An 18,522-nucleotide genomic window follows, 5' to 3' on the forward strand; every position below is an offset into this window, starting at 1 on the left:
AGTGGCTTTCAGCCACTTTTTTTAAGCTTGTTCAGTATTTTTAACATGTAATGGCGGAGGAACTACCCAGCCTTTTTTCTTACTTAGACGTAGTAAAGTTGCCCCAGCTTGTGCTTTTTTCATATGGAATTGTCCAAAAAGCATTCCTACATCTTCTCGAAGACATTTTCCCATTACCTGACTACAATTTACTAATCCTGCCGCAAGACCTGCCGAAACAGCTGCTGCAATTTCAGCATCATTGATACGTGCTCCAGGAGGAATATCTTCAATAGATGCAACCGGTCTTTCTGGAGGCGCTGGTGGTAAAGCTACACCGTTTACCTTTAGAAGTGATTTTAGTTCATCTATTTCAGAAGTCATATCATTCTCAATTAGATTTTCTAAGAACTTCTTTAAGTCTTCATCACCCGTGTGATTAATGTAAACCTGGTGGCCAGCAACTGCTCCTTGTGCTGCAAGAAGATAACTCCAAATATCAAATACTTCTCCATAATGTAAAGGTTCATTTTGAGGATTTCCACTTAATACACCCATTTTAAGATGCCTCCCTTTTATAAATATCATAGTCAGTATGCTTTTTAATATTAAAAATAAATTTTTAAGTATATTTGTTCCTAAAAAGGATCTTTTATGATTCATGGGAAACACCTTCCCCACAAAGTATATGTTTGTAATCTAGAAAAGAATTTTTCAAATAAAATACTCAAAGATTATTATTTGAAATTATCAACAATCTTTGAGTACAACTGCATTCATTATGAGAGTTTATTTCATGATTTTATACAGACAAAAGATGTATATGCTAACTACTGTAATCTGCTATGTTTCCAATAATCAACCATATCGCTTGCCCTAATCTTTTCTATTTTGGGATGAAGTTAACGAGTAAATCCTCCACCAAGTTGTTGTTCAGCCAATGCTACTAAGCGTTTAGTGATTTCACCACCAACAGAACCGTTTGCACGAGCTGTTGTATCTGCACCAAGTTGTACACCAAACTCTTGCGCGATTTCATATTTCATTTGATCAAGTGCACTTTCAGCACCTTGAACTAATAATTCATTACGATTTCCACTCTTATTGTTTGCCATATTGTATCACCTCCTATGTTTTTAATATTTTACGAAACATAGAAAAATATAAATTCCTTTTTATGGTATTTCATTCCACCTGAATTTGAAGTATAAGTTTTATTTTTCTACTTAAAATATGGCTGAGAGAGCCAAGAAGAGGAACTGTTCTAGCATCTTTTCATCACAAGGTTTGTTTGAAATGATTGTGTTATCCCTCCTTCTCCTCTTCTTTTCTCTTGCTTGAATTCATCAGGATGCAATTGATACACATAAGCAAGTAAGTCAATATATGATTGATAAAGGGTATTATCATCCGACTAATGTACAAGAACAGTTACAAGTAGATTTAATGACTACACAAACAGCTCTATACGTAGCACAAAATCAACAATACCCTCTTTAAGAACTAAAAAATATATGGAATTCTATCTGATACATAAGAACATATCCTGCTTTCTACAGAAAGCAGGATATGTTCTTTATTAATTATCTTTTGTAATTAAATAATTAGAATATAAAAGCAATATAGTAATAAATCCCCTGCCTTTGGGAAATATAAAAGTTGTTGTTTATCTCAAAAAAGAGAGGTACTTTCTATGTATTATTACAAAGAAGAATTGATTAATATTATTAAACCAGACAAACCAGATCCCGCTGCTGCGAAGGTCTTACAAGAAATACTTGGCGGACATTTTGGTGAAATGCGTACAATGATGCAATATTTCTTTCAAAGTTCAAATTTTAGAGGAAAAGCGAAACAATATCGTGATTTACTTCGAGGGGTTTTTCTTGAGGAAATTAGTCATGTAGAGCTTGTTCAGAATACAATTAATCAATTATTAAATGGAGCTGGTGAGTCTACGTCAGGTAATGCTGGTATGGATAAAGCACCGCTTGATGAGGCGGTAAAACATGCAAATCCTCACCATTTTATTGTAGGTGCTCAAAGCTCATTGCCAGTAGATGCAGCTGGTAACCCATGGAACGGATCGTGGGTATACAGTCATGGAAATCTAATTAGTGATTTAATGGATAACCTAGTTCTTGAATCAACTGGTGTACTTCAAAAGACAAGAATTTATGAAATGAGTTCAAATCAAACTTTTCGTGAAACACTTGCCTTTTTAATTGTGCGTGATAATGCACATCAAAATGCATTTGCGAAAGCATTAGAAACTTTAGGCGTTGAATGGGGAAAACTTTTCCCAGTACCAAACTATGATATCAATAAGTATCCTGAGTGTAGAAAGTACGTAGAAATGGGATTTCATAATGCTCAATTTAATTTCAGGTTGGATGAAACAAGAATCGGAGAGATCTTCCAAGGTGAATCACCAAGTAGAAACAAAGGAACGTTAAGTGTAACAGAGCCACCAAAAGGTTTTCCTGTACCAGAACTTCCTGAAATGCCAAATGAGCATAGTCCGGGACTAAAAGATATGGAGCTTTGAGATTATTATGACCAACCACTTATAAATGGTTGGTCATGAATCTAGATTAGAAAATCTCTATATGGATTCAAATAAGCTTGGATGTTTTCAAAAAGGAGGATATTCATTTTGAGTACAATACAAAATACACTATCCATTTTTGCTTTAGGTGGGGTTAAGGAAATAGGAAAAAATATGTATGCAATACAATATTCAGATGATATTGTGATTATTGATTGCGGTTCTAAGTTTCCAGATGAAAGTTTATTAGGAATAGATTTGATAATACCTGATATTACATATTTGCAAGAAAATAAGGATAAAATTCGAGGTTTAGTCGTTACACATGGACACGAAGACCACATTGGAGGTATTCCGTATCTATTAAAACAATTGAATGTACCAATTTATGCAACGAAATTAACCCTAAGATTAATCGAAATCAAATTAAAAGAACATAAACTTCAAAATCTAACACAGTTATTTTAAACATTGTGTGATACGGATTTCTGGTTTACTTGTAAAATTTTAATCAATGTTATAGTAGGAAATCTCCTAATATATTAATTAATTCCTCTAATTCCCTTCCAAGATTGTTTATATTATCTTCTTCATCAAGTGAGATTACAGTTAGGATTGATAGGCTGATTCCGCTTTATGAGTTGTACAATTTTCTCTAGAATTTTCTAAATAGCGACCGTAATAAGTAGCGATAACAATTAAAGTACCACCAATCCATTGAAGCAAGCTTACGTGCTCATCTTCTATTATGACGGCAAACAACGCAGCAAAAATGGATTCTGTTCCCAAGAGTAATCCTACACGTGTAGGAGATGTTTTTCGTATCATCGTTAATTGAATATAAAAAATTACACACCCTGGAAGAACATCATGAACGAATAAATATAGAAAAAGAACAGTACGGAAGTGAATATAACGACTACGATTTAGTCTGCCCTACCTTTAACGGAAACCCTTGCAATCTCAGAAGTTTGACACATCCCTAGAAAAAGCTTATAAAGAAAAGTGAGGTTCCTGACATCCAATTCCATGATCTGCGACATATCCATGCAACTATCATGTTGAAACAAGGTATACATCCGAAGATTGTAAGTGAGCGATTAGGACATAAAAGAGTAGGCATCACATTAGACACCTACTCCCATGTCGTACCAGGACTTCAAGAAACTGCGGTGGATCAATTTGCAAACGAATTGTTCGGAAATAAAACCGTTCGTTGAAAATTCGTTAGAAGTTTTGATTTTTAATGAAATTACCACCTAAAAAATACAAAATAAAACAATTGTAAAGGGAGCGAAAAGCATGAAAGAAATCAAGAGTGACAAGGAATTTAAGGACATTATCGCAAGCGAGGAGCCAGTAGTAGTTAAGTTCTTCACAACATGGTGCCCAGATTGCGTACGTATGGATAACTTTATCGGAGATGTAATGGAAGAGTTCAATAAATTTGAATGGTATTCTATTAATAAAGATGAGTTCCCAAATATTGCGGAAGAATATCAAGTAATGGGAATTCCTAGCCTACTTGTGTATCAAAATGGTGAAAAACTTGGTCATTTACATAGTGCAAATGCAAAAACAGAAGAACAAGTTACTGAGTTTTTAGAAGCATACTAAAATAGAAAAAGTGCCTCTGAGATATATTTTTTCAGAGGTATTTTTTTAGTCTTTTTTAATGATTATCTTTCGCAATTGCTTAGTCATTTCTTCAGAAGTGTAATATGCGGTTTCCTCATGACCGATATACATGATGACACTTTTCTCTCCTGCGCCTCCAAGGTATAGATGGATTCCATGTGTATCTCCATTTTGATATGTAATCAACAAATCGTATTGTGGCTTTTCATCACTTCTTTTTTGTTTTTTTACGTCATTTAGCAGATTACGAATCCTCTCTATTTTTTCTGTGTCTTCAATATTCATAAAATAATCTTCGTTTAAACCGCAAAATCCTTTCGAAACAGATATCGATAGCTTAGAAATGTCTTGATTTTTTACATTTTCTTCACGAGGCAACTCACATCCAGTACTACCCAAAATAATTAGCACCAATATGAAACAAGATAATAGTTTGTGCATCTCACTCCTCCCCCTTCCTTATATTGTAAAGGAAACCTCATGAAAATTTCACCTTTCCTCACTTTGTACTTCGTAACATATTTTTCCTTCACGAAACTTTGTTACCCCCTACTTAAAAAGCTATAAAACGTCAACAATGTTTGTATAGACCCACACGAGTTTCGTTTGATACTCTATTACTAGAAAGAAATTCCTAACAGAAAGGTGAGTGATCGTTATGAATTCACTTTCTAATAAAGAAGCTGATAAAGGAGCTATTGTCAGCATTATCGCCTACATATTTTTGTCATCACTGAAAATCGTAATTAGCTATATTGCTCTTTCCAGTGCATTACGTGCGGACGGTTTAAATAATTTAACAGATATTGGCGCTTCTTTAGCTGTATTAATCGGTTTAAAAATTTCTCGAAAGCCTCGTGATCCAGATCATCCGTATGGTCATTCACGTGCAGAACAAATCGCTTCACTTGTTGCTTCCTTTATTATGGCAACGGTTGGTTTAGAAGTTATTGTAAGTGCAATTCAATCCTTTTTTAATCCGCAAAAAACCGCGCCAAATATGCTTGCAGCCTGGGTTGCCTTATTTTGTGCTGTCGTCATGTACATCGTTTACAAATATAATAATAAAATTGCAAAGCGTACAAAAAGTAAAGCACTAGAAGCCGCAGCAAAAGATAATTTATCAGATGCCCTCGTTAGCATCGGTACAGTTGTCGGTATTGTTGCTTCTCAGTTCCACATGCCGATTCTCGATCCAATCGCGGCCCTACTTGTTGGTTTTATCATTTGCAAAACTGCGTGGGACATCTTTGTGGAAGCTTCTCATATGTTAACCGATGGCATTGATCCAGATAAAATGGAGGAATACTCACAAGCTGTTAAGCTTGTTTCTGGTGTGGAACATATTGTTGATATTCGTGCACGTATGTATGGGAATCAAACGTATGTGGATATTACAATTGAAGTAGATGCTCATATGGACGTGAGTAAAAGTCATCATATTACTGATAAAATTGAAGAAACATTAGAACAAAAATTTGGAATTTTGCACACTCATATTCATGTTGAGCCTACGCAAAAAGAACCTATGATGACATAGGTTCTTTTTTGATGAATACTTGATGGAACATAATACATAAAACAAGCCAACTTCCACCCGCTGCCCAGCCTGCTAATATATCGGATGGATAATGGACCCCGAGATATACGCGGCTAACAGAAATAGAGAATATCACGAAACATGTAATAAAAATAATCAATAACTTTCTATGCAATGTAATACGATGTTCCGTGATTGTTACATAAGCGATAAACCCTAGAAATGCTGTAGCATTCATCGTGTGTCCGCTCGGAAAACTATATCCTGTAGCTGTAACAAGCTGCGTGACATCTGGTCTTGGTCGTTCGTACCATAATTTTAGAAGGCTGTTAAGGTGACGAGATCCATAATAATTGATGATTAAAAATAACGCACCTAACAACCTTTTCCGAATGAGAAAGTACATTACAACTATGATTAATAACGGGAAATATATTTTTTTCGAACCAATATAAGACATCCAAGTGAAATAAGCTGTCAAATAATCGTTCCGAAAACTTTGGATAAATTCGGTAACAACATCATCAAATTTCTCAACACAAGCGGTATGATACGAAAGTGATAATCCGACAAAACAAATAAGTAATAAGCTTAACAAGTATACATGTCGATATCGTTTCACATACATAACCTCACAATACAAAAATAAAAAATGGAGCGGTTGTTTTAGTTTCCCTCTCCATTTCTTTTTTTATGCATTATTTATGAAGAAATATAACTGTTAATTTTTTGCTGCATAGCCGGAATATCTTCACGCGTTACAGTAAAACGAACGACTCTCTCATCTAAGTCTAACGCTTCTGAAAATAACCCTGCTAATCCGCGAGCTTTTCTGTCTACTTCCATAACGATATCCAATCGATCATGCGCACGTGGTAAAATTAATAATTCCAATTCATCTAATTTTCCATAATATTCCTCTGAAACTGGCACAAATTCAAATTCTTGTGCGAATGGAATATTCGTACGCAAATAACGTGGCAGCTCTTCACACTCTGCTTGACGAAGCCTAAATCCTAGTTGCTTTACATTATCTAACACACTATTTAATAATGCATTCGGCAACACCTGAATGTAATCGCGATCACTCGGATCAATACTCCGCTTAATATCAAGACCTGTATGAACCCAAACCGTTTTCATTCCAAAAGTAAGCGGCGCTTCAATTGGCATCGGGAATGAAAACGGAATTTCTACTTTTTCATTTGGAGATATCGTAATAGGATCAGTTAAACGTACTCGCTCTAAATCAAATGTAGCGCTTACTTTTTTATCATCTACTTCTCGTACATATGACGTTGTTAATGTTAAGTAAATGCTTTCAATTTGTTGACCAACTGATCCACCTGTAATATGAACCACACCTACAATTTCTTCTCCTACTAAATATTCTTCTTTCTCAAGAACTGTATCGACTTTCGCACTTCCTATTCCAACACTTGCTAAAAACTTTTGAAACATGTATCCCCCATCCTTTCTAATGCATGGCGTACATCTTTTCTAACATCTTGTACATTCTCATAATATGGAGTCTGCATCCGTAGCATTCGCATAATAATTTCACGGTTTTCTTTCGCTAGCTGTAACTCTTCATACCATGGTCTTTCTTCTTTTGTAGTAGACTCATAACCAGAATATAATAAAAATAATGTAAAGTGACCTAGTGCATAAAAATCACTCCGATAGTGAACTTCCCGCATATAGGCTTGTTCTCCTTTATAGGTCGATGCCCGCTCATCGATTTCTTCTATAAATCTAGCTAATCCAAAATCGATAATACTAATCTGCCCCTCTTCCATTAAAATGTTGGGAGTTCGTAAGTCTCGATGAATAATACCTTTACTATGAAAATAAGAAACAAGCTCGAGTACCTTATATAAAATATGAAAAACCTCATGTTCTTCATATACATGTCCATCTCTGAAAATGAAGTCTTCGAAATTATCACCTGGCATGTACTCCATTATAAAAAACGGCTGTTTTTTCCATATGAAACTATCATATAAGCTCGGTATTGCCGGATGATCTAACTGTTTTAAAATTGCTTGTTCCTGTGCAAATGACATTCTACCCGACATATACCTTTGCTTACTTTGTCTTAATTGTTTCAAAACCTTTTTTTCTTTCGTTTGCAAATCATAAACGATATATGTAAAGCCATAGCTGCCCATTCCAATTACTGATTCAATTTTATAGCGCTGCGTAACAATTGTATCAGTGCGCAGCGGTCTATCAAACCAAGCAAGTATGTCACGCCACTTCATCAACTACTGGAAAAGAAACTACGGCTTTTACGTTTTCTTTTATAGTGCTGATGTCCATAACCATGAGAATTTCTTCTCCTGTTATAATCGCTACTTGAATACGAGCGACCTCTATGACGATAATCACTACTTGAATAGGAACGATATCTACTCTTCTTTCCTAGTAAAGAATCAATAATTTTTTTGAACATCCCTTCACCTCTTGTTTCAAATTTTCTTTTTATTATACCAATAATAATCCTTTATGTTTGTGACAAGTTTGTAAAGAAAGAATTTTGAAGTGTAAAAAACGACGAGTAGGTCCCGTCGTTACTCTCATCCTTCATCCTCATCAAACACTTCATCAATCATACATTTTTCTAGTAAATACTCAAATGTAATATCAGCGAGATCTTCAATCTCTTCTCGCTTTGGCACATACCCTCTCTCAATTAGTTGCTCATAAAAAAACTCCGCAATTTCTTCCGTATCAATTACGACTTCAATTTCCTTCATGAGCATCACTCCTTTATTTCTGTTTTATGAAGAAATTTCAAAATTATGTATACAAGATTAGAAAAATAGATTTTCTTTTCTATATCATGCTTGTCTGTCATATCAATTCAGCTCAAAGCATACGATGTAGTACAAGCTATTTGAAGGGGGAAATAAAAATGGAATACCAATATAAAGAAGAACAAAGAAAAGAAGAGTTCATGCATGAAGATAAATGGGCAGACTCTGTTATCAAAGCACTTATTATTTTTTTAACAATTGTAGGTATACCTTACACAGCATATATTTTTGTTCAGTTCCTGCTAACTTTCTAGCTATTTTTTCTCTGTTAATTTAACTAAATAATTATGGACAACATCCATAACAATTTTATATTCTTCATCTTGAAATGTTTCATATAATAATTGATAGTCATTATAAATGTCTAATAATCCATCAATAATTTCTTGTCTGCTTGTTTTAATACTCACCTTTTTGGAGTTGTTTATTGATTTCAATTTTCCTAAATCTAATTTATTCATACCTGCTTTATCTTGTTTTAGTTTTTTCAAAATCGCGTTAGCAGTTTGCGCATTCGCAAGCAAGGTTAAATCTGATTCATCAGCCTCTAACCACTCACCATCCGTAATTCTTGATAATTCATATATTGTATCTTCCCAAGCATCATTTTTATAACGCCACACTTCTGTCCGAAACCCAACGATACGAAAAACATCTTTATCATATCCCGTAACTTGCACTAGGTCACCGAACGTAAAACGATAGCGCAATTCAATCCATTCTGTTTCACCTTTTTTCATTTCTTGTTCCGTGACATGTTGAAGTGTTTGTTCCACATAATATCCATCATGATTATTTACTTCATATACATAAACACCATCTAATATTTTCATATTTGTGATTTTACCAACGGTTCCATATAGCGTAATCACGACTATGTCTCCCACATTGTATTTAGGTTGTTTTTTTCGTGCCATTTATCTCTCTCCTTTTTAAAGTCGTGATTTTGATACCAGTATATGCAAACGATGAAAAAACGCTTACCACATAAGCTTATATTCAAAAAAATTTTCAATAAAAAATACATCACTTTTTATAAAGTGATGTACCAATATTGATATATTTTATTTGATTACTATTTTTATCTTTCCTGTATGTATAACTCCCACGCCTCATCAAAAATAGACATACTACCTAGTAGTCCACTTAATTCTAAGTATGAACTAATTTCATCGTAATCTTCTGAGTGCTTTGGAAAACTTAAATCATCATACATAGCTTCAGCTAAATTCGATACTTCATTATTAATTAAAGACGCACGGTGCTTCATCATATAGTGATAAAATGACTTTTTCAAACATATTCCCTACCTTTCTAACTTGGGTACATTATACAAGGGAGAAAAGAAAAAAACCAGCATAATCGCTGGTTAAAAGTCAAAATAATTTCTCTTTAGTAAACGTGGGCGTTCCATTAGTTCTTCATATGTTAGTTGTTTAGGTAGATCTTTTGTATAAATTAAAAACAATTGATCTTCTATTTCTTTTACAATATGATCAGGTTGATAGTCCATTCCGCATGATGAACAAGAAATACATGGTGTCTTTTGAATTTCAATGGCTTTTGTACCATCTGGCAATTCCCAATATACAGTATTCAGACTTTCTTGCGCTTCTGTACTGTCACACCACATACAATTCATACTGCGTCACCCTCAGCTTTTTTATTTTCTTCTAATTTCGCCATTTGCGCTTGATATTTTTTATCTTTTAACTGATCACGCTTATCACGTTTATCTTTTAAGGAGGCATGTTCTTCATTTGTTTCATAATCTTTGCGGCGATTCATGCGCTGCAGGTCATCCGGAACAAGATTGAATTTCTTATCACTCATCAATCCAGCCACGCCAATATCTGAACGCTTCTCTTCATAAGTTGGGTAGATTTCTTTAAAGTAGCCTTCCGCTCTCCCTGGTACATAATTTTCTGGTTCTGGATACGTTGTAATAACCCCTTCAAAGTTACGAAGTACCACTTTATCCGCACTTTGTGAGATTAAATAGTTTGGCTGAAGGGCAATTTTCCCGCCTCCACCTGGCGCATCGACAACGAACGTTGGAACCGCGTAACCAGAAGTATGTCCACGTAGTCCCTCAATAATTTCTAACCCTTTAGAAACTGGAGCACGGAAGTGTCCAATACCTTCTGATAAATCACACTGATAGATATAATATGGACGAACACGAATTTTCACTAAATCGTGCATCAGCTTTTTCATGATTGGTACACTGTCATTAATTCCAGCTAAAATAACTGCTTGGTTCCCTACTGGAACACCTGCATTTGCAAGCATTTCACACGCTAGTTTTGACTCTTCTGTAATTTCAATAGAAGTATTAAAATGTGTATTTAGCCATACTGGGTGATATTTTTTAATAATATTACATAGATTTTCTGTAATACGTTGTGGAAACACAACTGGTGCTCTCGTTCCGATACGAATAATTTCCACATGAGGGATTGCTCGTAAATTCTTTAATACGTATTCTAAAATTTTATCATTAATAAGAAGACCATCACCACCAGAGATTAAAACATCACGTACTTGTGGCGTTTCACGGATATAAGCAATTGCATCATCTAGTTGTTTTTTCGGAACACCCATTCCAATTTGTCCACTAAAACGACGACGTGTACAATAACGACAATACATAGAACATTGATTTGTTACTAGAAATAAAACGCGATCTGGGTAACGATGTGTTAAGCCTGGAACTGGCGAATCTTCATCTTCATGAAGTGGATCTTCTAAATCATATTTTGTTTTATATAATTCTTCCGAAATCGGTACTGATTGCATCCGAATCGGACAGCGCGGATCATCAGGATTCATAAGAGAAGCATAGTACGGTGTAATATTTAACGGAATCGTCTTCGTTGAAATTTTTACACCTTCTTCTTCTTCTGGTGTCAAATTAATGACTTTCTTTAAATCATCTAACGTTTTGATCGTATTCGTTAATTGCCAAACCCAATCATTCCATTGCTCTTCTGTAACATCTTTCCATAATTCGATATCTTTCCAGTGTCGATTTGGTTTGTATACATCATGTAACATTGCTATTCCCCCTTTTTTTACGCTCACCATTTATATAAGCAATAATTATGCCAACTTTACATTTTCAATAAGCAGTGAAGAAAGATATCCTATTATATATGAGGAAAAATATTTTTTCTTATTTTAAATGGTGCTTTATTCAACATAATATTCATTACTTTCTGTATATGTAAACGCTCTTTTATTGGTGCAAACACACAAAAACCGCCGATTATTCGGCGGTTTTGTCATACTTATTTAATTTATATTGCAATGTTTGTCTTGGAATACCTAGTAATTTAGCAGCTTGCAAAATATTCCCATCCGTTTCCGTTAATGCTTGATCAATTAATTCTTTTTCTGTTTGATGAAGCGCCTCACGTAAAGGGAGGATACATTTCTTCTTTTTCTTCGAATCTATTTCTTTTCGAAATGTTCGTGGTAAACAACTAACCGTTAAGGAACTTCCTTCGGCAATAATTACAGCGTGTTCCATAGTATGTTTTAACTCTCTTACATTCCCAGGCCAATGATACGCTAGTAATCTTTCTTTCGTCTCATGATCCATATGGAGCACCTGTTTTTTATATTCTTTGTTATAGTCTCTTAAAAAGTAAGACGCTAACAATAATACATCTTCTTTTCGCTCCCGAAGCGGTGGAATATATAACGAAAATACATTTAAACGATAATATAAATCAGTCCGAATTTTATTTTCACGTAAACATACTTCTGGAGGTTGATTCATCGCCGTAATGACGCGAACATCGACTTTTCTCGTCTTACTATCCCCTATGCGACGAATCACTCCATCTTCTAATGCTCGAAGCATTTTTGCCTGCAGATCAAGGGGCATCGAATTTAATTCATCTAAAAATAATGTCCCTCCATCTGCAAGTTCAAATAACCCCGCACGTTCAATTGCCCCTGTATAGCTACCTTTTGTCGTCCCAAATAATAAACTTTCTAAAAGAGATTCAGGAAGAGCTGCACAGTTTTGGGCAATAAACGGTTTATTTTTCCGTTTCGAAGCCTCATGAATCGCTTGAACAAATAATTCTTTTCCAGTCCCTGTCTCCCCGTAAATTAAAACATTTGCATCTGTTGGGGCCACCTTTTGTGCCAAGTCTTTCGTTTGTTTAAAGCGAGAATCTTCTGTCACAATTGTATTAAAAGCAACGTGCTTTTTTGTTACCTTTTTCCGAGAGGATCGTTTCATTTTCGATTGTAAATCGACAATGGTATCGGTTAACTTTTGAACTGTCGAGTAATCTTTTGCGATCTCAACAGCACCTGCAATTTTATCTTCTATAAAAATAGGTAATGTAGTATTTACAGTACAGACATCTTCTCCATTTAAATTTTGATACCGCTGTACTTGATGCAAAATTGGCTTTTTCGTATCTAAAACTTTCATAAGTGTACTCGTTTCCCTCGATAAAGATGGGAACGCTTCTAATAAGTGCTTTCCTAGTACATTCTCAATCTTTGATCCATCATGTTTTGCAGCAACAGTATTATAAAAAATTGTAATACCATTTTCATCCACCGCGTGAATTGCCTCATCAATACTGCCCAAAATCGCCTCAATGACTTCTTGTGTCGAAACTGCCAGCAATGTCATCCCCCCTCTTGCCAAAAATCCAGCGATTTATATGCTAGTTTTCCGGCACCCCTATGTGCGATTATAAGCATTACGATTCCGTTCTACTTTTTTATTTATTTCATATTATTTATTTCTCACTTACAAGTGCTACAATAAAACTCAAATCAGTGAAGGATTTCTCTATCCTTCACTGATAATTCGCTCACAGCAAGCGCGGTCCTTACTACTCGTTAATGCGAGATAAATCTTTCACCCATATATTCATATCTTCTAATTTATCAAAAATGTAACAATTATTCGCTAGCCTTCCTGTATATGTATATCCTAGCTGATGAAAAGCTGCGTTCATTCCAAATGAAAGCGAACGGGCAATTGTGTAAGAACAAAAGATTGCTCTCTCTTGTAATTCTTCTTCTAACTTAATGAGTAAACTTTTCATAAATCCATGTTTGCGATATTCAGGTAACGTTGCACAATTCGTTAATTCTGCATTACCTTCTTTTACATTCATTTCTGCTGAAGCAGTACTAATAATACGCCCTTCTGATTCGTACACATAATAAATTGTATCTTCTTTCATCGTCTGAACAATATAGTTTGCTTCATTTAACGGCGTTGGATAAATTTCAAATACTTTTCCAAACACACTTGCCAATTCTTCTGCGTCTGCCTCTGTCGCTTTTCGCAAGACAAATTTCTCAGGAACTTGTTTCTCCTTTACCTCTTTTTCCCTCACACCATCTATAATGCGATCCTCATCAACCCACTGAATACTATTTCGTCTTTCATCATCACGATATTTCACAAGAAAATACGCATCATGTCCTTGAAAATAATGTGGAATCGTCGCTTCTAATAAAAAGCCAAAAGAGAGCCACGCCGAAACATGCTCTCCCTTTCCTTTTATAATACATTTGGTGAAAGAATGCTTCTCTGCTAACTCTTCTATTTTTTGCACAAGACTTTCTACATTTCCTGTATAATGGTCTACCCGAATACGTTTATTAAAATAATCTAGCGCTCCTTCTACAGTATAGTGGTTCGTCTGTTCTCTAAATGATTCATAATATTTCATTTTTTCACCTCACACCAGTCTAGTAATGTACATGCAATAATTTTTGCTGCGGCAATCATTTTATCAACTTCAATGTATTCATTTGGATAGTGGGCTACCTTTGTCTCTCCTGGTCCAAATACAATAGTTGGTACATCTGCAATTTGTGTAAATAAACCGCCATCCGTTCCCCACGGAGATGCTTCTATAATTGGACTTCTTCCTTCAATTTGAGCAAAATTATCTTGAAGCGTTGTAATGAGCTCATGGTCCTCATCTAATTCACCTGGGACCCACCTTGCTCCAAACCATTCTACTTCTACTGGGTATTCTTCGAACCATGGATCTACATTCTTTAATTGCCCTATCCAATTTTCAAATTCTTCTTTTGCCGCCTCTATAGTCTCATTCGGCGCAACTCCACATCTTCCTTCTAAAATTAATGAATCGGGAACGGAACTTGGCCAGCTACCGCCTTCAATTTTCCCAACATTGATTGGGATAGGGATTGGAATTCCTTCGTATAATGGATCTGTAATTCGTTCATTTCTCTTCTCTTCTAGTTTTCTCAAATGTTCAACAACAAACATGCTCTTTTCAATTGCACTTACACCTTCATAACGTGTACCACCATGTGCTGCCTTTCCTTTCACATGTAGGCGAAACCACATTGACCCTTGTTGTTTCGGGAAAAATTTCATATTTGTCGGCTCTGGAATAATAACACCATCCGCCTTATATCCTCTTAAAATTGCCGCTAAAGTACCAGCTCCACCGCTCTCTTCTTCTATGACACTTTGAAAATAAATATCTCCTTTTAATTCAATACCTAGTTCTACAATGGCTTCCATTGCCAGCATAAGAGACACATTTCCACCTTTCATATCCGTTGTTCCACGACCATATATGCGATTTCCTACTTTTTCACCACTATACGGATGGTGTTCCCATTGATTCACGTCACCTTCCGGTACAACATCAATGTGTCCATTTAAAATCATTGATTTTCCATCGCCGCTCCCTTTTAACGTCGCAACAATATTGGGGCTATCTGAAAAGTTCGTTCTTGGAGATACAAAATAAGGATGATCTTTCATTTTTGTAAAAGAAGGCTCCCAAATATCGAGATCTAAACCTAATTCACGTAATTTTTCAATAACAATTGCTTGCGCGCCACTCTCATCTCCAGATACACTTTTTTCTTGAATTAATCGTTTTAAGAGCTTTACACTTTCTCCTTCATGACTTTCAATGTAATCACACACTTGTTTTTTTAATTGCTCCATATTTGTTAGCTCCTCTCATTCAATCACAAGTAAATTAGAACTCACATGAAAAGATGCCTCCGTATTTCGTTTTACATCTTCTACTGTATAAGGACTCATTAACTCTTGAAGTACTAAACCTTCGGAAGTGACTTCCATTACAGCCATATCCGTAATAATTAAATCCACACACCTTTTCGATGTTAATGGAAGCGTACATTCTGAAACAACTTTTGCATTTCCATACTTATCAACGTGATTCATCACAACAACGACCCGCTTTGCTTTTTGTGCTAAATCCATTGCTCCGCCAATACCAGGAACACGTTTTCCAGGCACAATCCAATTTGCTAAATCACCATTTTCACTTACTTGCAGTGAACCAAGTATTGTTACATCAAGTAACCCTTTTCGAATCATTCCAAATGCTGTACAGCTATCAAAATAACTTGCTCCTGTAATGAGTGATGTCGGTAATCCAGCCGCATTACACAAATTTTCATCTTCGCTTCCTTTACTTGGCGTTGGTCCCATTCCAACAATGCCGTTTTCGGCTTGGAACATAACATGTATATCCTCTGGCAAATGGTTAGGTACAAGAGAAGGGATACCAATCCCTAAATTAACAATCATTCCATTTTGAATCTCTTTCGCAGCCCGCCTTGCAATCTTATCTCTCATTTCTACTCCCATACCCATTGCCAGTTCACTCCTTCCGACGGCACAATATAATCTACAAAAACACCTGGAACAACAATTTCCTCAGGATCTAAACTTCCAAGTGGTACGATTTCTTCTGCCTCAACAATTGTAATATCTCCAGCCATCGCCACATGCGGATTCATATTACGAGCACTTTTATCAAACACAAGATTCCCAAACGGATCCGCCTTTTTCGCGTATACAATCGATACCTCTGCAGTTAAAGCTGTTTCCACTAAATATGTTTTTCCGTTCATTTCAACTGTTCGCTTTCCATCTTCCACAATTGTATCGACGCCGACATCGACAAGAACTCCACCAAGTCCTACACCACCGGCACGAATCCTTTCTGCCAAAGTTCCCTGAGGTGAAAACTCAATCTGTAATCGCCCTTCATTTAACTGTCTACCTGCATTTGGATTTGAACCAATATGCGAAGTAATTAATGATTTCACTCGTTCTTTCGTTACAAGACGGCCGATCCCTACATCCGGAAATCCTGTATCATTTCCGATTAAATGTAAATTTGAAATTCCTTTTTCTACAATCGCCTGTATTAATGACGGCGGAGACCCAATCCCCCCAAATCCTCCAAACATTAACGTCATATCATCATGAAACAACGAGATAATGTCTTCAATTTCTTTTAATTTTCCAAATGTATTTGTAATAGTTGTCATGCGATACTATGACCTCCTTTTTGCATCATCTCTTCCACACTTTTCGCAAAAATCTCAAGTAATTCATCTAACTCGGAATATGTAGTTGTCATCGGCGGAGCAACAAGCAACGCACTATCCTCTTTTCCTGCCTGCCCTGATACAGCTTGATATAACAGGAGTCCATTTTTCGCTGCGACTGAAATAAGTTCAGATGCCTTTGTAAACGGTTGCAATTCTACTCCAATCAGCAATCCTTTTCCGCGCACATCGGAAATAATTGTCGATTGCTGCTGAACTTTCTGCAATCCTTTTATTAAATACTCTCCTTTTTCCGCTGTTTTCTCAGGCAAATTATGTTTCTCCATATATTCAATAACCGCTAAAGCTGTCGCGGCTGACAATGGATTGGCGCTAAGCGTATGCCCACTCATAACGGAACGCGATCCTCGTAAAATCGGTTCCATCACACGGTCACTCACAACAGTCGCGGCTATCGGTGTATAACCAGCGCCTAATCCTTTTCCAAGCGTCATAATGTCTGGCTCTACGCCCCAGTGCTCCATCGCAAACCATGCACCAGTACGCCCAAGACCTGTCATAACTTCATCGGCAATAAATAAAATATCATAATGACTGCAAATATCTTTAATCACTCTATAATATTCTTTCGGTGGTACAACCGCACCACCTGCCGCCCCAATAATTGGTTCAGCTATAAAAGCCGCAATATGTTCTGCACCAATTCGCTCAATTGCCCGTTCTAGTTCCGTCGCACAAGAGAGCTGACACGTTGGATATACCTTCTGCACTGGACAACGGAAACAATACGGTGCCGGAACAGTTGGATAATCTTCTAAAATAGACACAAACCGTTGCCTACGTAGTGGATGCCCCGACATTGATAAAGCACCCATCGTAATACCGTGATAACTCATCCAGCGTGACAAAATTTTATGCTTCCCTTGAATACCGCGCTCTTGAAAATGCTGAATTGCAATTTTCATAGCCGTTTCATTCGCTTCCGTACCACTATTCACGAAAAAGCTCCAGTTCAAATCTCCTACACTTAAATCACTTAACTTCTTTGCTAACTTCTCAGCTGGCTCACTCGTAAACTGTGAGCGATACACAAAAGCAATCTCCTCTGCCTGCTTTTTAATCACTTCCGCAATCTCTGTTACGCCATGTCCGATACCTGCCGTAATCGCTCCTGACGAACCATCAAAATATTTGTTGCCATTTTGATCATACAAATACACACCTTTTCCATGCGAAATCATTGGATACGGCTGACCAACAAGTGGCTTAATTAAGTAATCGCGCATAGCGCTCCCCCATTTCTCCAATTTGTATATATATATGAAGAAAATTGACGTTTCTTTCATAAAAAAGAATCCTCTGCAAGCGCAGTGAATTTATCAAAAAACTATTATAAAATATACAAATGAGTGCTAAAAATCGAAATAAAAAGTGAAAATTCAGAAACACAACAAAAGACAAAACCCTTTACCCTCTTTAACAAGTCCTCCTCCCTCTAAAAAATAAGCCCAAAAACATACGAACTTATTATTTTCTCACGATACTATCAGCTTCCCTCAATTGCTGACATTGTGTAAACTTCGACGAAACTCCCGTCAATTTCCTTCCTATTTATTTAGTTTACCCGTCATACT

Annotated in this window: 23 protein-coding genes and 3 pseudogenes; 7 read left to right on the forward strand and 19 right to left on the reverse strand. The window is 36.1% G+C overall.

The features are described 5' to 3' along the window. Positions 1–21: 21 nt before the first annotated feature. Positions 22–537 (reverse strand): DUF3231 family protein, encoded by a 516-nt coding sequence (locus KFD70_RS00495; RefSeq protein ID WP_336452534.1) that lies wholly within the window; start codon positions 535–537, stop codon positions 22–24. Between the two features lie 344 nt (positions 538–881). Next, positions 882–1,094, reverse strand: a complete 213-nt coding sequence (locus KFD70_RS00500; RefSeq protein WP_016131582.1) for an alpha/beta-type small acid-soluble spore protein — start codon at positions 1,092–1,094, stop codon at positions 882–884. Positions 1,095–1,329: 235 nt separating this feature from the next. On the opposite strand from KFD70_RS00500, the pseudogene KFD70_RS00505 reads away from it, so the two are divergent. The 3 genes and pseudogenes from KFD70_RS00505 to KFD70_RS00515 form a co-directional block, all read left to right on the forward strand. Then, positions 1,330–1,479, forward strand: a pseudogene (locus KFD70_RS00505) (spore coat protein); the annotation flags it as partial. A 193-nt stretch (positions 1,480–1,672) separates the two neighbouring features. Then, positions 1,673–2,527: a manganese catalase family protein gene (locus KFD70_RS00510; protein WP_336452535.1), complete on the forward strand. Its 855-nt coding sequence runs from the start codon at positions 1,673–1,675 to the stop codon at positions 2,525–2,527. A gap of 81 nt (positions 2,528–2,608) precedes the next feature. Continuing rightward, positions 2,609–2,989, forward strand: a pseudogene (locus KFD70_RS00515) (MBL fold metallo-hydrolase); the annotation flags it as partial. Positions 2,990–3,136: 147 nt separating this feature from the next. Here KFD70_RS00515 and KFD70_RS00520 read toward each other — a convergent pair. Continuing rightward, positions 3,137–3,439, reverse strand: coding sequence for an EamA family transporter (locus KFD70_RS00520; RefSeq protein ID WP_336452646.1), 303 nt, complete (start codon positions 3,437–3,439; stop codon positions 3,137–3,139). On the opposite strand from KFD70_RS00520, the pseudogene KFD70_RS00525 reads away from it, so the two are divergent. Further along, positions 3,340–3,747, forward strand: a pseudogene (locus KFD70_RS00525) (tyrosine-type recombinase/integrase). The gene KFD70_RS00520 and the pseudogene KFD70_RS00525 overlap by 100 nt on opposite strands. 82 nt (positions 3,748–3,829) lie before the next feature. Next, positions 3,830–4,144, forward strand: coding sequence for a thioredoxin family protein (locus KFD70_RS00530; protein WP_174100783.1), 315 nt, complete (start codon positions 3,830–3,832; stop codon positions 4,142–4,144). 45 nt (positions 4,145–4,189) lie between these two features. On the opposite strand, the gene KFD70_RS00535 is transcribed toward KFD70_RS00530, so the two are convergent. Further along, positions 4,190–4,606: a YhfM domain-containing protein gene (locus tag KFD70_RS00535; protein ID WP_336452536.1), complete on the reverse strand. Its 417-nt coding sequence runs from the start codon at positions 4,604–4,606 to the stop codon at positions 4,190–4,192. 217 nt (positions 4,607–4,823) lie between these two features. Here KFD70_RS00535 and KFD70_RS00540 point away from each other — a divergent pair, with 217 nt between their 5' ends. Beyond that, positions 4,824–5,705 carry a cation diffusion facilitator family transporter gene (locus KFD70_RS00540; protein ID WP_336452537.1) on the forward strand — a complete coding sequence of 294 codons (882 nt, stop codon included), beginning with the start codon at positions 4,824–4,826 and terminating at the stop codon, positions 5,703–5,705. Here KFD70_RS00540 and KFD70_RS00545 read toward each other — a convergent pair. From KFD70_RS00545 to KFD70_RS00565, 5 genes are all read right to left on the reverse strand, one after another. After that, positions 5,692–6,327 (reverse strand): phosphatase PAP2 family protein, encoded by a 636-nt coding sequence (locus KFD70_RS00545; protein ID WP_336452538.1) that lies wholly within the window; start codon positions 6,325–6,327, stop codon positions 5,692–5,694. The genes KFD70_RS00540 and KFD70_RS00545 overlap by 14 nt on opposite strands. A gap of 80 nt (positions 6,328–6,407) precedes the next feature. Continuing rightward, positions 6,408–7,166 carry a sporulation protein gene (locus KFD70_RS00550; RefSeq protein ID WP_336452539.1) on the reverse strand — a complete coding sequence of 253 codons (759 nt, stop codon included), beginning with the start codon at positions 7,164–7,166 and terminating at the stop codon, positions 6,408–6,410. After that, complete coding sequence (locus KFD70_RS00555; protein WP_336452540.1) at positions 7,148–7,969, reverse strand: serine/threonine protein kinase; 822 nt, start codon at positions 7,967–7,969, stop codon at positions 7,148–7,150. Before KFD70_RS00555 ends, KFD70_RS00550 begins: the two co-directional genes overlap by 19 nt. Next, a complete protein-coding gene (locus tag KFD70_RS00560; protein WP_241818440.1) occupies positions 7,969–8,160 on the reverse strand; it encodes a hypothetical protein in 192 nt (63 codons plus the stop codon). Before KFD70_RS00560 ends, KFD70_RS00555 begins: the two co-directional genes overlap by 1 nt. A gap of 124 nt (positions 8,161–8,284) precedes the next feature. Beyond that, on the reverse strand, positions 8,285–8,464 hold the full coding sequence (locus KFD70_RS00565) for a YozD family protein (protein WP_003197525.1): 180 nt from the start codon (positions 8,462–8,464) through the stop codon (positions 8,285–8,287). Between the two features lie 158 nt (positions 8,465–8,622). Here KFD70_RS00565 and KFD70_RS00570 point away from each other — a divergent pair, with 158 nt between their 5' ends. Then, positions 8,623–8,778 carry a DUF3930 family protein gene (locus tag KFD70_RS00570; RefSeq protein WP_336452541.1) on the forward strand — a complete coding sequence of 52 codons (156 nt, stop codon included), beginning with the start codon at positions 8,623–8,625 and terminating at the stop codon, positions 8,776–8,778. Here KFD70_RS00570 and KFD70_RS00575 read toward each other — a convergent pair whose 3' ends face one another. From KFD70_RS00575 to KFD70_RS00620, 10 genes are all read right to left on the reverse strand, one after another. Next, a complete protein-coding gene (locus tag KFD70_RS00575) occupies positions 8,779–9,441 on the reverse strand; it encodes a hypothetical protein (RefSeq protein ID WP_336452542.1) in 663 nt (220 codons plus the stop codon). Between the two features lie 164 nt (positions 9,442–9,605). Next, positions 9,606–9,821, reverse strand: coding sequence for a YozE family protein (locus KFD70_RS00580; RefSeq protein WP_336452543.1), 216 nt, complete (start codon positions 9,819–9,821; stop codon positions 9,606–9,608). A gap of 72 nt (positions 9,822–9,893) precedes the next feature. Further along, positions 9,894–10,166 carry a YokU family protein gene (locus KFD70_RS00585; protein WP_336452544.1) on the reverse strand — a complete coding sequence of 91 codons (273 nt, stop codon included), beginning with the start codon at positions 10,164–10,166 and terminating at the stop codon, positions 9,894–9,896. Beyond that, complete coding sequence (gene kamA / locus KFD70_RS00590; protein WP_336452545.1) at positions 10,163–11,581, reverse strand: lysine 2,3-aminomutase; 1,419 nt, start codon at positions 11,579–11,581, stop codon at positions 10,163–10,165. Before kamA ends, KFD70_RS00585 begins: the two co-directional genes overlap by 4 nt. 211 nt (positions 11,582–11,792) lie before the next feature. Beyond that, positions 11,793–13,184 (reverse strand): sigma-54 interaction domain-containing protein, encoded by a 1,392-nt coding sequence (locus KFD70_RS00595; RefSeq protein WP_336452546.1) that lies wholly within the window; start codon positions 13,182–13,184, stop codon positions 11,793–11,795. 205 nt (positions 13,185–13,389) lie between these two features. Beyond that, a complete protein-coding gene (gene ablB / locus KFD70_RS00600) occupies positions 13,390–14,241 on the reverse strand; it encodes a putative beta-lysine N-acetyltransferase (protein ID WP_336452547.1) in 852 nt (283 codons plus the stop codon). Then, positions 14,238–15,506, reverse strand: a complete 1,269-nt coding sequence (locus KFD70_RS00605; RefSeq protein WP_336452548.1) for a peptidase — start codon at positions 15,504–15,506, stop codon at positions 14,238–14,240. The genes ablB and KFD70_RS00605 overlap by 4 nt, the downstream gene beginning before the upstream one ends. A 15-nt stretch (positions 15,507–15,521) precedes the next feature. Continuing rightward, positions 15,522–16,184, reverse strand: a complete 663-nt coding sequence (locus KFD70_RS00610; protein WP_336452549.1) for a CoA transferase subunit B — start codon at positions 16,182–16,184, stop codon at positions 15,522–15,524. Beyond that, a complete protein-coding gene (gene atoD / locus KFD70_RS00615; RefSeq protein ID WP_336452550.1) occupies positions 16,169–16,867 on the reverse strand; it encodes an acetate CoA-transferase subunit alpha in 699 nt (232 codons plus the stop codon). The genes KFD70_RS00610 and atoD overlap by 16 nt, the downstream gene beginning before the upstream one ends. After that, entirely contained in the window at positions 16,864–18,174 is a 1,311-nt protein-coding gene (locus KFD70_RS00620; protein WP_336452551.1) for an aspartate aminotransferase family protein, read from the reverse strand. The genes atoD and KFD70_RS00620 overlap by 4 nt, the downstream gene beginning before the upstream one ends. Positions 18,175–18,522: the final 348 nt, after the last annotated feature.

Source organism: Bacillus pfraonensis, from assembly GCF_050768835.1.
Lineage (GTDB): Bacteria > Bacillota > Bacilli > Bacillales > Bacillaceae_G > Bacillus_A > Bacillus_A pfraonensis.

Excerpts from the sequence above, each read along its gene's own strand:
- KFD70_RS00495 (WP_336452534.1), bottom strand. The coding sequence starts at position 537 with ATGGGTGTATTAAGTGGAAATCCTCAAAATGAACCTTTACATTATGGA.
- KFD70_RS00500 (WP_016131582.1), bottom strand. The coding sequence starts at position 1,094 with ATGGCAAACAATAAGAGTGGAAATCGTAATGAATTATTAGTTCAAGGT.
- KFD70_RS00510 (WP_336452535.1), top strand. The coding sequence starts at position 1,673 with ATGTATTATTACAAAGAAGAATTGATTAATATTATTAAACCAGACAAA.
- KFD70_RS00530 (WP_174100783.1), top strand. The coding sequence starts at position 3,830 with ATGAAAGAAATCAAGAGTGACAAGGAATTTAAGGACATTATCGCAAGC.
- KFD70_RS00535 (WP_336452536.1), bottom strand. The coding sequence starts at position 4,606 with ATGCACAAACTATTATCTTGTTTCATATTGGTGCTAATTATTTTGGGT.
- KFD70_RS00540 (WP_336452537.1), top strand. The coding sequence starts at position 4,824 with ATGAATTCACTTTCTAATAAAGAAGCTGATAAAGGAGCTATTGTCAGC.
- KFD70_RS00550 (WP_336452539.1), bottom strand. The coding sequence starts at position 7,166 with ATGTTTCAAAAGTTTTTAGCAAGTGTTGGAATAGGAAGTGCGAAAGTC.
- KFD70_RS00555 (WP_336452540.1), bottom strand. The coding sequence starts at position 7,969 with ATGAAGTGGCGTGACATACTTGCTTGGTTTGATAGACCGCTGCGCACT.
- KFD70_RS00560 (WP_241818440.1), bottom strand. The coding sequence starts at position 8,160 with ATGTTCAAAAAAATTATTGATTCTTTACTAGGAAAGAAGAGTAGATAT.
- KFD70_RS00565 (WP_003197525.1), bottom strand. The coding sequence starts at position 8,464 with ATGAAGGAAATTGAAGTCGTAATTGATACGGAAGAAATTGCGGAGTTT.
- KFD70_RS00570 (WP_336452541.1), top strand. The coding sequence starts at position 8,623 with ATGGAATACCAATATAAAGAAGAACAAAGAAAAGAAGAGTTCATGCAT.
- KFD70_RS00575 (WP_336452542.1), bottom strand. The coding sequence starts at position 9,441 with ATGGCACGAAAAAAACAACCTAAATACAATGTGGGAGACATAGTCGTG.
- KFD70_RS00585 (WP_336452544.1), bottom strand. The coding sequence starts at position 10,166 with ATGAATTGTATGTGGTGTGACAGTACAGAAGCGCAAGAAAGTCTGAAT.
- kamA (WP_336452545.1), bottom strand. The coding sequence starts at position 11,581 with ATGTTACATGATGTATACAAACCAAATCGACACTGGAAAGATATCGAA.
- KFD70_RS00595 (WP_336452546.1), bottom strand. The coding sequence starts at position 13,184 with ATGACATTGCTGGCAGTTTCGACACAAGAAGTCATTGAGGCGATTTTG.
- ablB (WP_336452547.1), bottom strand. The coding sequence starts at position 14,241 with ATGAAATATTATGAATCATTTAGAGAACAGACGAACCACTATACTGTA.
- KFD70_RS00605 (WP_336452548.1), bottom strand. The coding sequence starts at position 15,506 with ATGGAGCAATTAAAAAAACAAGTGTGTGATTACATTGAAAGTCATGAA.
- KFD70_RS00610 (WP_336452549.1), bottom strand. The coding sequence starts at position 16,184 with ATGGGTATGGGAGTAGAAATGAGAGATAAGATTGCAAGGCGGGCTGCG.
- atoD (WP_336452550.1), bottom strand. The coding sequence starts at position 16,867 with ATGACAACTATTACAAATACATTTGGAAAATTAAAAGAAATTGAAGAC.
- KFD70_RS00620 (WP_336452551.1), bottom strand. The coding sequence starts at position 18,174 with ATGCGCGATTACTTAATTAAGCCACTTGTTGGTCAGCCGTATCCAATG.